Here is a 10,384-nt window from a genome sequence, read left to right on the forward strand (position 1 = left end):
GCCTCTCTGCCTGTCGAAAAGTTCTCGACAGGCAGAGAGCCTTTTTGAACCCTCGAAAAAGGTTCAAAAAGGCGTTTGATCGAACGCGAAAGGGAACCCTGACGGTTCCCTTTCACACTATTCCTCCCTCCGAAGCCTTCGGCAGGAAGGTTTATCGATCATCTCAAAGCCCGCCGGCGGAAGTTCCGCCGGCGGGCTCTCTGTTTGGTGTTTGGTTTTATTCCGCCTCCACGTCGTAGGGCTGGCGGCCAGCCGGGGCGCCGCCTCCTGCCAAGGCGCGGAACCGGGCCCGCGACTTCTTGATCTCGTCGTAGGCCTCGGCCACCGCCTCCTCGGTGCGGCGCAGGGCATCCTCGCAGTAGTCGTTGGCTGCCTTCCGCAGATCGCGGCTGCGCTCCTCCGCAGTGCGCATCAGCTCGTTTGCCTTCTGTTTGGTCTGGGCCAGCAGCTCGTCCTCCGACACCATCTGGCGTGCCTTCTCCTCCGCCTGCTTGCGGATGAGCTCCCCCTCCCGCTTGGCGGAGGCGATATACTCCGTCCGGGCAGCGATGAGCTTCTTGGCCTCGGCCAGCTCCATGGGGAACTGAGCCCGGATCTCGTCCAGCAGATCCAGGGCCTTGTCCCGTTCCAGAATACACTTGTCACTGCTCAGGGGCATGCTCTTGGCCTCGTCGATCATCTCAAAGAGCATATCCAGTAATTCTTCCACGCCGGTGGCCATCAGCCATCCCTCCTGCTGTCCATTTTTCGTTGTACGTCCCCGATGATCTCCCGGGGTACAAAGTCAGAGAGCTCCGCCCCATAGCGGGCCATCTCTTTGACCATGCTGGAGCTCACATAGGTGTATTTTGCGCTGGAGGGCAGGAACATGGTCTCCAGCCGGGGATTCAGCTTGCGGTTGATGAGCGCCATCTGCAGCTCGTTCTCGTAGTCGGACACCGCCCGCAGGCCCTTCACCAGAGTGCAGGCCCGCTTCTGGCGGGCGTACTCGGCGATGAGGGTGGAGGAACAATCCGCCTCCACGTTGGGCAGCTTGGCCACCACCCGGCGGATAAGCTCCACCCGCTCCTCCGGGGTAAACAGTCCCCGGTTGACCTTCTCCGAGTTGACCATGACGCACACGATCAGCTTGTCAAAGCACACGGCGGCCCGCTTGATGATGTTCAGGTGTCCCAGAGTGATGGGGTCGAAGCTGCCGGGATAGATGGCGGTCTTCATGTGGGCTTCACATCCTTAACTGTCGCACAGCCCGTCAGACCGCACGGTGGTACAGCGTGATCTTGATCTTGCCGTAGCGGTAATCCCGCCCCTTGGCATAGGGGGCGGCCAGCTCCGGAAGGGCGCTCTCCGCCGCACTTTCGCAGACTATTATACCATTTTCCGTCATAATGTCAATCTTGGCGATGGCCTCCAGGGCCTTTTCCAGCATCCCGGCGCCGTAGGGCGGGTCCAGGAACACCAGGTCGAATTTCTCCCGGCAGCCGGTGAGGAAGGCCAGGTAGTCCCCCTGCACCACCTTCCCCTGCTCCTCTAGCTTGGTGTGGGCCAGGTTGGCCCGGATGACCGCGGCGGCCTCCTTCCGCACGTCCACAAAGGTGCAGGACGCCGCGCCCCGGGACAGGGCCTCGATGCCCATCTGGCCAGTACCGCCGAAGAGATCCAGCACTCGCCGGCCCTCTACGTCAAACTGCACGATGTTGAAGACCGACTCCTTCACCTTGTCGGTGGTGGGCCGGGTCTCCAGCCCGGGCAGCTCTTTGAGCCGCATCCCCCGGGCCGTTCCGGTAATCACTCGCATGATGGTTCCTCCCCTTTCTGATGGAAAAAGTCATAGACCGCCCGGGCGGTGTTTTTGGGCACTGCATCCTCCAGCTCCGCCAGGGTGGCCGATTTGATATTTTTGATGCTCTTAAACGCCTTGAGCAGCTCAGCCCGCCGCTTCTCCCCCACGCCGGGGATCTGGTCGAGCACCGAGCCGCGCACCCGCTGGTTCTGCTGCTGGCGGTGGAACTCGATGGCAAAGCGGTGGGTCTCCTCCTGGATCTGGCCGATGAGGGAGAAGATGGCCTGGTTTCCCTGGATGCCGATCTCCTTTCCCTCGGGGGTGACCAGGGCGCGGGTGCGGTGGCGGTCGTCCTTCACCATGCCGAAGATGGGAATACGCAGGCCCAGGCTCTCCAGCACCCGCACCGCCACATTGGCGTGGTTGACGCCGCCGTCGATGAGGAGCAGGTCTGGCTTGTCGGAAAACTTCTCGTCCCCGTCGAGATAGCGCTGGAAGCGCCGCGTCAGCACCTGCTCCATGGAGGCATAGTCGTCGGGGCCGTCCATGTCCTTCAGCTTGAAGCGGCGATAGTCCCGCTTGAGGGGCTTTGCGTTGACGTACACCACCATGGAGGCCACGATGTCGTCGGCGCCCTGGTTGGAGATGTCGTAGGACTCGATGCGCCGGGGGGGCGCGTCCAGATCCAGCATCCGGCCCAGCAGCTCCATCAGCTTGCTCTGCCGCTCCTCCCGGGTGGTCCAGCGCTCCACCTCCTCCACCGCGTTTTTGTTGGCCAGGCGGATGAGATCCATCTTGGCCCCCCGCTGGGGGGTGACCAGCTCCACCCTGTGCCCCGCCTGCTCGGACAAAAGGCGCATCAGGGGCACCGCGTCCTCCAGCTCGCAGGGCAGGAGGATCTGCCGGGGCAGGCGGCCCCGGCCGCCGTAGTACTGCCCCACCAGGGCGGAGAGGATGTCCGCCCTGTCCTCCTCCATGGGTGTCTCGATGAGCTCCCAGTCCTTGGCCGCCAGCTCGCCCTCCACATAGTGGAGCACCACAAAGCAGCTCCGGGTGGCCTCCCCCTTGTGGAAGCCCACCACGTCGGTGTCCGCCAGGGAGCCCGCCACCACCTTCTGCCGCTTGCCCAGCAGCTCGATGGCCTTGAAGCGGTCCCGCAGCTCGGCGGCCTTCTCGAAGCGCAGCTCCTCCGCCGCCTGCTCCATCTCGGCCAACAGCTCCTCCCCCACCTCCTTGAACTGCCCCTCCAGCAGGCGCACCGCCTGGTCGATGGCCTCCCGGTAGCGGGTCTGATCCATCTCCTTCCGGCAGTAGCCGTCACACTGGCCCATGTGGTAATTCAGGCAGGGCCGCTCCTTTCCGATGTCTCGGGGGAACTTCCGGCTGCACGAGGGCAGCTTCAGGGCGACGCGCAGGGCGTCGATGATATTCTGGGTGCTCCCCCGGCTGCCGTAGGGGCCGAAGTACCGCGCCCCGTCCTCCGCCGCCCGGTTGGCCAGGGAGAAGCGGGGGTAGGGCTCCTTCACCGTCAGGCGGATGTAGGGGTAGCCCTTGTCGTCCTTGAGCAGGATGTTGTAGTGGGGCTGGTGGCGCTTGATGAGGGAGTTCTCCAGAATCAGCGCCTCAAACTCCGAGTCGGCCACAATCACGTCGAAGTGGTCAATCTGGCTCACCATGGCCCGGGTCTTCTCCGTGTGGGAGGCTAGGTTGGCGAAGTACTGGCTCACCCGGTTCTTCAGCGCCTTGGCCTTGCCCACGTAGATGACCTCGTTTTTGGCGTCCTGCATGATATACACGCCCGGCTTCAGCGGCAGGGCATGCGCTTTTTCCTTGAGTTCGTCGAAAGTCATAATCGGGGCAGTATGCCCTCCTCTCTGCCTGGGTCTCTCATGCCCTGCCGCTGGACGCGGCAGCGTCCCGGGGCTTCGCGCCGTCCGAGCGTTTGGCCGCAGGCCAAACCTCGCCGCAGGCGGGATTCACTCCCGCCGAGGATGTCAAATCATCCTCCGGGGGCCCCAAACGAACCCGTTCGTTTGGGGAATGGGCATGGGCTTTTTCTTTTAATTCGTCAAAGGTCATGACTCGTAGGGGCCGATGCCCACATCGCCCCGCGTCCTCCTTTCCGCCAGATTTCTCATACCCTGCCGCTGGGCGCAGCGGCGTCCCCTAGGAGCCCCAAACGCCCCTCGTGCGTTTGGGAGAATGGGCATGGGCTTTTCTTTGCGTCTATCGAAGGAGGGGCACCGTAGGGGCCGATGCCCACATCGGCCCGCCGCCCCCTTCCACCGGGCTGGCACCGGCAGGCGCACACCGTGCGCCCCTACCGGACAGGCTTTGCGTTTTCCGCCCTTCTTATGCCGTACCGGCGGGCATATCTCTCCCGCAGGGCGGGCGGTCATAAAGGCCGCCCCTACGGGGCAGTCTCCTCCAGCATGGGATTATACATCATGATGGCGTGGTTCTCCGTGATGAATTCTTCCCCCAGCTCCGCGCCGTCCATACCCAGCACCCGGCGGAACAGGGTGTTGTGCCGGGTGAAGCCGCCCCAGTACTCCCCCCGGATCTCGTGCTCCTTCTCATAGACCTCGTACCGGCAGGTCTGGGGGCCGTCGGCCCGCCACTCCCCCTCCAGATGGGTGTCCGTCACCTGGAGCACCAGCCGCCAGGTGTCGGGGGTGTCGTTGCGCACCATGAGATCCATGTAGTTGTAGAAGCAGGTGGCCCCGCTGCCAAAGGGCTGGGTGCGGTTGGAGTCGGGAAACACGTCGTAGCCGTGCCGCCACCGCTCGGTGACGGTGAGGGGGGTGTGGAGGGTCATCCAGTAGAGCAGGTTGGTCATCTGGCACAGGCCGCCCCCCACGCCGGAGGCTACCCTGCCGTTGCGCAGAATCATCCCCTCCACATAGCCCCTCCGCCGGGTGGGCTTGCCTACGGCCCGCCAGAAGGAGAGGGTCTCCCCCGGCCGCAGGGTCAGGCCGTCCAGACGGGCCGCCGCCAAGCGCAGGTTGGTCACCTTGCTGCGCTGGAGGGCCATGTCCTCCCCCCGCAGCCTGCGCAGCAGGGGCGTGGCGTGCTCCGCCCGCAGATAGGGGCACTCCACCTCCGGCCGGGGCCGGGCAAACCGCAGGCCGCCGGTATGCCACAGCAGGCGGCGGCGCCAGCACAGGGCCAGCCCGCCCAGCCGCAGGCGCAGGGCGCTCCGCCGGATGGGCTCCGGAGTCATCTCCGCCTTCACAAGCCACACCTCCCGTCTATCAAAAAAAGCGCCGCAGACGCGGCGCTTTTTTCTCTCGCTCGTTCGCTTACTCGGAGAAGTTGGAGGAGATCAGCTCAATCAGAGCCTCCACCGCTTCTTTCTCGTCGGGGCCGTCTGCAATGAGGTTGATGGAAGTCCCCTTGACAATGCCCAGAGAGAGCACACCCAGCAGGCTCTTGGCGTTCACTCTGCGCTCGTCCTTCTCCACCCAAATGGAGCTCTTGAACTCGTTGGCTTTCTGGATGAAAAACGTGGCCGGTCTCGCATGCAGGCCGACCTGGTTGTTCACGACTGCCTCTTTCATATACATAGCGTTTTCCCCCCAAGATGCATTCGCATACTTCGTACTATAGAATATCAAATTTATCCCAAACCGTCAATGACAAAATACACAAATTAAGTTGAAGAAACTGGTTTGATTGACGAACCAGTTTACTCCTTCCCCTCTGGGGCACGAATGTCCGCAGATGGCAGACATTCCGCCTGCCGCAGCCTGGCGCTCGTTACGCCGTCCTCACGGCGCGGAGGCTTTCTGCGGAAAGCCTGTCGCTTCGCTCCAAAGCCGCGCCTTCCGTGGGGAAGCGATTCCCCCCGAAGGCCCCCCACGCGCTCCCGCGGGGGACGGGGGCTGCTCTACCGAAGCTCGGCGATGGTCACGCCATCCTCACGGCGCGGAGGCTTTCTGCGGAAAGCCTGTCGCTTCGCTCCAAAGCCGCGCCTTCCGGGGGGAATCGATTCCCCCCGGAGGCCCCCCACGCGCTCCCGCGGGGGACGGGGGCTGCTCTACCGAAGCTCGGCGATGGTCACACCATCCTCGCCTTCGCCGTAGCGGCCGGGGCGGAAGGACTTGACGTAGCGGCTGCGCTTGAGGTGCTCCCGCACTGCCTTGCGCACCGCGCCGGTGCCCTTGCCGTGGATGATACGCACCTCGTTGAGCTTGCCCAGCACCGCGTTGTCCAGGAAGAGATCCAATGCGCCGATGGCCTCATCGGTCATCATACCCCGGAGATCCACCTCTGGCGAGGCCCCCAGGGTGCGCAGCTTGTGCTCCGCCCGGGCCACCACCTTCTTGGCGGACTGCTGGGTCTCCCCCTCTACCACGCGCACCTCCTCCTGCCTGGCGGTGATCTTCAGAATCCCCGCCTGGAGCTGGAGGGAGCCGTCCTTGTTGACCGACAGGACGGTGGCCTGGGTGCCCATCTTCACCAGCTCCACCGTGTCGCCCGCCCGGGCTGGCCGGGTGGGAGGCGGGGCCGGCTCCTCCGGCCGGGCCCCCAGCTTCCCCTCCGCCTCGTTGAGGCTGCGGCGCAGGGCGGCCCGCTCGTCGTTGACCCGCTGCCAGTCTTCCTCTTTCCGCTGGCGGCGGCGCATGTCGTTGAGCTCCTTGAATACCTGGTCGGCGGTGTCCCTGGCCTCGTCCAGAATGGCCCGGGCCTCCGCCTGGGCCTTCTCCACCGCCTTGGCCCGCTCGGCCTCCATCTTGGCCTTGTACTCCCGGGAGGCCTTGGCCGTCTCCTCCATCTCCCGCCGGAGCCGGGCGGCGGCCTCCTTCTCCCGCTCCATCTCCTGGCGCTGCTCGTCCAGTTGGGTGAGCACGTCCTCGAAGCGCACGTTCTCCGCGTCAATGCGGGCGGCGGCCTTCTGGATGATGGACTTGGGCAGGCCCAGCCGCTCCGAGATGGCAAAGGCGTTGGACTTGCCGGGGATGCCGATGAGCAGGCGGTAGGTGGGGGCCAGGGAGTCCACGTTGAACTCGCAGGAGGCGTTCTCTACCCCCGGCGTGGTCATGGCGTACACCTTCAGCTCGGCGTAGTGGGTGGTGGCGGCCACCAGGGCCCCCATCTCCCGGGCGCTCTCGATGATGGCGGCGGCCAGGGCCGCGCCCTCGATGGGGTCGGTGCCCGCCCCCAGCTCGTCAAAGAGGATCAGCGTCTCGTCGTCCGCCTCCCCGAGAATGCCCACAATGTTCACCATGTGGGAGGAAAATGTGGACAAACTCTGGGCGATGGACTGCTCGTCGCCCACGTCGGCCAGCACCCGGCGGAACACCTTTACCCGGCTGTCGTCGGAGACGGGGATATGCAGGCCGCACTGGGCCATGAGGGTGAGCAGGCCGATGGTCTTGATGGTCACCGTCTTTCCGCCGGTATTGGGGCCGGTGATTACCAGGGTGTCGAAGTCCTCCCCCAGCATCAGGTCGTTGGCCACCGCCCTGTCCGGATCCAGCAGGGGGTGGCGGGCCTTCCGCAGGTACAGGCCGCGCTCCACGATTCTGGGGGCGCAGGCCCGCATCCGGTAGGCCAGCTTGGCCCGGGCGAAGATCACATCCAGAAGGATGAGCAGATCGTAGTCCTGAGTGATATCGTCCTTGAACTGTGCGCACTCGGCGGACAGCTCCGCAAGGATGCGCTCAATCTCCTTCTCCTCCCTGGCCTGGAGCTCCTTGAGTTCGTTGTTGGCCTTCACCACCCCCATGGGCTCTATGAAGAAGGTGGCCCCGGAGGAGGACACGTCGTGCACCAGGCCGGGCACGTCGTTCTTGTGCTCCGACTTGACGGGCACCACGAAGCGGTCGTTGCGCTGGGTGATGATGGCCTCCTGGAGATATTTTGCCTGGTTGGAGGAGAGGAGCTTGTTGAGGATGTCCCGCACCTTGGAGGCGGTGGCCCGGATATGCCGCCGGATGGAAGCCAGCTCGGGGCTGGCGGCGTCGGCGATCTCGTCCTCTCCCACGATGGAGCCGGTGATCTTGTCCTCCAGAAAGCGGTTGGCGGTCAGGGAGCGAAACAGGTGGTCGATGCAGGTCTTTTTCCGCTCGTCCCCCTCACCGTACTCCCTGGCGGAGCGGGCCGCCCGCAGCACCGCCGCGATGTCCAGCAGCTCCCGGGTGTTGAGCGCGCCCCCCATGTGGGCCCGCTGGAGGGAGGCCGCCACCGGCTTGACGCCGGAGAAGGAGGGGCTGCCCCGCAGGGCGCTCATGTCCACAGCGGCGCTGGTCTCATCCAGCGCCCGCTGGACATCGTCCGGGTCGGTCATGGGCCGCAGCGCCAGGCAGCGCTCCTTGCCCTCCTGGGTCACAGCCTGGCCGGCCAGGCGCTCAAGCACCTTGGGCAGTTCCAGAATCTGAATGGATTTTTCAAATAAATCGGTCATAACTCGTTTCCTTGCTGTTTGATTGCCGCGTTGTTCCGCGGAGCGCCGCGCCTGTGCCCAAAGATTCGCGCACCCGAAGCCCCCCAGGCGCATACCCTATGGGCAGGAGGGATCTTATGGAACAGAAACGGCTTGACTTATATACGTTCTCCGAGCATCAGCTCATATTACTCAATACCTGTATCAATGCGTGGCGGGGGAGCACCTTCTGGGCCCTCATGTATATGCAGAGCCGGCTGTTCCACGCGGAAAACGTGGACAGCATCTATCGGGAGCTGCAGGCCCAGCCCGCCCAGTACGACCAGATCATGGAGCGCTACTACGGCATCCAGCTCATCACCGGCACCGCAGCGGCAGGCTCTCCGCTCTACCGCTACTACGCCGCTTATCTGGACGCGCTGGACGCGCGGCAGCGCAGCCAGGCTGAGCGCATCCGCTGCCAGTGGCTGGACCTCAACCGGCTCACCGCCGCCCGGCTGTCCGCGCTCAACCCCCACTGGGACGCCAGTTTATGGAGCAGCATGTTTATCCACAATACCACCCTGCTCTGCGATGCCGCCGACCAGGATCTGCTGGGCAATTACCACGCCATCAGCGCGTCCTACCTGCTGCTGGACCAGCTCGCCTGCGAGATGGGCGAGTACATGAGTGTGGGGATCATCCGGCAGTTTCATATCTCCTAGTCCACGGGCCGCCCGCACTCTGAGCAGACTCCATCGTGGAGGGAGATCACCCCGCCGCAGGTGCAGAGCCACCGCCTCCGCTGCCCGGCCAGAAGGGCCTCCGCCTCTCCCGCGGCGGCCCGGCGTCCAGTCTCCGCCAGGCTGATCCCCCAACGCTTTTGATAGGTCTTTTCCAGCGCCGCCATAGACTTGCATGGAAACCGGGAACAGGCGGCGCAAAATGCCACGCCCCGCTCCGCCGCGCAAGCTTTCAGGGCGCAGTCCCGGCAGTGGGGCGGCTTGTTCGACGCGCCGCCCCTGCACCCGAGGCAGGCCCGCCGGGGAGTCAGGTGCCGGTAGCACACCTGGCAGTTCATTCCGCAGGGGGCCAGCAGCTCCGGCGGAATGGCGTCTGGCATGATCACAGCAGCTCACACCGCAGGGCGAGCACCGCCCGGCCGCCCACCTGAACCTTGACGCCGTCGCCCCCGTCCGTGAGACGGCTGAGGATCTCCGAGGGCTTGCCCATCTTCTCCCCCTGGACAAAGCGGTTCTCCGCCCCGGCGGCCGTCAGCCCCCGGCGGTACAGATAGTAGGTCAGCGCCCCGTTGGAGGTGCCGGTGGCCGCCTCCTCCGGGATGGCGTACAGGGGGGCGAAGTTGCGGCAGTGGGCCGCGGCGTCGGGGGTGCTGGGGCAGAACATGTGCACCCCCACCACGCCGTAGCGCTCCGACAGGCGGGTGACCTCCCCCTCGTTCTGCTCCGCCCGCTCCAGGGCGGCCAGATCCCGGACGGGCAGCAGGATGTCCAGCAGGCCGGTGCTCACCGCCTGGGCCTCCAGGCCCTCCGGCCGGTCGGCCAGGGACAGGCCGTAGGCGGCGTACAGCTCCGCCTGCTCCTCCTCCGAAAAGCTCCGGCCGTCGGCGGGGGGCGCCATGTCCATCCACACCGCGTCCGCGCCCACCTGGATGGACAGGTCTCCGGAGCGGGTGTGCAGGGCATACGTCCCCGGCCCGATGGCCCTCCTCTCCCGCAGGACGGTGAAGGAGGCGATGGTGGCGTGGCCGCAGAGGTCCACCTCCTCCGCGGGGGTGAAATAGCGGATGTGGAAGGAGCCCTCCCCCGTCCGGCGGACAAAGGCGGTCTCCGAGTGCTTCAGCTCCCCGGCCAGGGCCCGCATGAACCCCTCCTCCGGGAAATCCGCCTCCCCCAGCAGGGCCACGCCGGCCTGATTGCCGGAGAAGCGCCGGGTGGTAAAGGCGTCCGCTACAAACAGTTCCATATTCAATTCCCCCATTGTTGATAAAAATCCAGGGTACGAAAGCCCCGGTCAAGCTGCGTGGTCAGAAATCGCTGGCAGACGTGGGACAGGCAGGACAGGTCCGCCCCCTCCAGCCGGAAGGAGAACAGGCGCTTGGGATCGCCGTAGACGATGTGGCGCATGGCCGCCAGGGCTCCCCCCTCCAGGGGGATGGCGGCCCCCTCCCCCGCCTCCGCCCGGCCGGCGGCGCAGCCGAGCCCCCCCTCGTT

The 10,384-nt window shown here is 65.3% G+C and carries 10 protein-coding genes and 1 pseudogene; 1 reads left to right on the forward strand and 10 read right to left on the reverse strand.

Going from position 1 to position 10,384, the window contains the following annotated elements; translation table 11 throughout:
• Nucleotides 1–217: 217 nt before the first annotated feature.
• The 7 genes from ACESY8_RS13560 to ACESY8_RS13590 all read right to left on the reverse strand — a co-directional run bounded on the left by ACESY8_RS13560 (nt 218) and on the right by ACESY8_RS13590 (nt 8,192).
• Nucleotides 218–721: a hypothetical protein gene (locus ACESY8_RS13560; protein ID WP_007495707.1), complete on the reverse strand. Its 504-nt coding sequence runs from the start codon at nt 719–721 to the stop codon at nt 218–220.
• Nucleotides 721–1,218, reverse strand: a complete 498-nt coding sequence (coaD, locus tag ACESY8_RS13565) for a pantetheine-phosphate adenylyltransferase (RefSeq protein WP_007495705.1) — start codon at nt 1,216–1,218, stop codon at nt 721–723. The genes ACESY8_RS13560 and coaD overlap by 1 nt, the downstream gene beginning before the upstream one ends.
• Before the next feature lie 34 nt (nt 1,219–1,252).
• Entirely contained in the window at nt 1,253–1,798 is a 546-nt protein-coding gene (rsmD, locus tag ACESY8_RS13570; RefSeq protein WP_009257531.1) for a 16S rRNA (guanine(966)-N(2))-methyltransferase RsmD, read from the reverse strand.
• Nucleotides 1,789–3,633 carry an excinuclease ABC subunit UvrC gene (gene uvrC, locus ACESY8_RS13575; protein WP_009257530.1) on the reverse strand — a complete coding sequence of 615 codons (1,845 nt, stop codon included), beginning with the start codon at nt 3,631–3,633 and terminating at the stop codon, nt 1,789–1,791. Before uvrC ends, rsmD begins: the two co-directional genes overlap by 10 nt.
• A 560-nt stretch (nt 3,634–4,193) precedes the next feature.
• Nucleotides 4,194–5,018, reverse strand: a complete 825-nt coding sequence (locus tag ACESY8_RS13580; RefSeq protein ID WP_009257529.1) for a VanW family protein — start codon at nt 5,016–5,018, stop codon at nt 4,194–4,196.
• Nucleotides 5,019–5,085: 67 nt separating this feature from the next.
• The gene (locus tag ACESY8_RS13585; protein ID WP_007495691.1) at nt 5,086–5,349 is read right to left on the reverse strand and encodes an HPr family phosphocarrier protein; all 264 of its coding nucleotides are present in this window, start codon (nt 5,347–5,349) and stop codon (nt 5,086–5,088) included.
• Between the two features lie 473 nt (nt 5,350–5,822).
• Nucleotides 5,823–8,192 carry an endonuclease MutS2 gene (locus ACESY8_RS13590; protein ID WP_009257528.1) on the reverse strand — a complete coding sequence of 790 codons (2,370 nt, stop codon included), beginning with the start codon at nt 8,190–8,192 and terminating at the stop codon, nt 5,823–5,825.
• 116 nt (nt 8,193–8,308) lie between these two features.
• On the opposite strand from ACESY8_RS13590, the gene ACESY8_RS13595 reads away from it, so the two are divergent.
• Entirely contained in the window at nt 8,309–8,875 is a 567-nt protein-coding gene (locus tag ACESY8_RS13595; RefSeq protein ID WP_024725054.1) for a hypothetical protein, read from the forward strand.
• Here ACESY8_RS13595 and ACESY8_RS13600 read toward each other — a convergent pair.
• From ACESY8_RS13600 to ACESY8_RS13610, 3 genes and pseudogenes are all read right to left on the reverse strand, one after another.
• Complete coding sequence (locus ACESY8_RS13600; RefSeq protein ID WP_154250406.1) at nt 8,872–9,273, reverse strand: DUF3795 domain-containing protein; 402 nt, start codon at nt 9,271–9,273, stop codon at nt 8,872–8,874. The genes ACESY8_RS13595 and ACESY8_RS13600 overlap by 4 nt on opposite strands.
• 2 nt (nt 9,274–9,275) lie before the next feature.
• Nucleotides 9,276–10,136, reverse strand: coding sequence for a PhzF family phenazine biosynthesis protein (locus tag ACESY8_RS13605; protein ID WP_035299447.1), 861 nt, complete (start codon nt 10,134–10,136; stop codon nt 9,276–9,278).
• A gap of 2 nt (nt 10,137–10,138) precedes the next feature.
• Nucleotides 10,139–10,384, reverse strand: a pseudogene (locus ACESY8_RS13610) (DNA repair protein RecO); the annotation flags it as partial.

The sequence above is a fragment of the Clostridium sp. ATCC BAA-442 genome, from assembly GCF_964239415.1.
Lineage (GTDB): Bacteria > Bacillota > Clostridia > Oscillospirales > Oscillospiraceae > Flavonifractor > Flavonifractor plautii.

What these genes read in the sequence shown, in the direction of transcription:
- ACESY8_RS13560 (WP_007495707.1), bottom strand. Translation starts at nt 721, where the DNA reads ATGGCCACCGGCGTGGAAGAATTACTGGATATGCTCTTTGAGATGATC.
- coaD (WP_007495705.1), bottom strand. Translation starts at nt 1,218, where the DNA reads ATGAAGACCGCCATCTATCCCGGCAGCTTCGACCCCATCACTCTGGGA.
- rsmD (WP_009257531.1), bottom strand. Translation starts at nt 1,798, where the DNA reads ATGCGAGTGATTACCGGAACGGCCCGGGGGATGCGGCTCAAAGAGCTG.
- uvrC (WP_009257530.1), bottom strand. Translation starts at nt 3,633, where the DNA reads ATGACTTTCGACGAACTCAAGGAAAAAGCGCATGCCCTGCCGCTGAAG.
- ACESY8_RS13585 (WP_007495691.1), bottom strand. Translation starts at nt 5,349, where the DNA reads ATGTATATGAAAGAGGCAGTCGTGAACAACCAGGTCGGCCTGCATGCG.
- ACESY8_RS13590 (WP_009257528.1), bottom strand. Translation starts at nt 8,192, where the DNA reads ATGACCGATTTATTTGAAAAATCCATTCAGATTCTGGAACTGCCCAAG.
- ACESY8_RS13595 (WP_024725054.1), top strand. Translation starts at nt 8,309, where the DNA reads ATGGAACAGAAACGGCTTGACTTATATACGTTCTCCGAGCATCAGCTC.
- ACESY8_RS13600 (WP_154250406.1), bottom strand. Translation starts at nt 9,273, where the DNA reads ATGCCAGACGCCATTCCGCCGGAGCTGCTGGCCCCCTGCGGAATGAAC.
- ACESY8_RS13605 (WP_035299447.1), bottom strand. Translation starts at nt 10,136, where the DNA reads ATGGAACTGTTTGTAGCGGACGCCTTTACCACCCGGCGCTTCTCCGGC.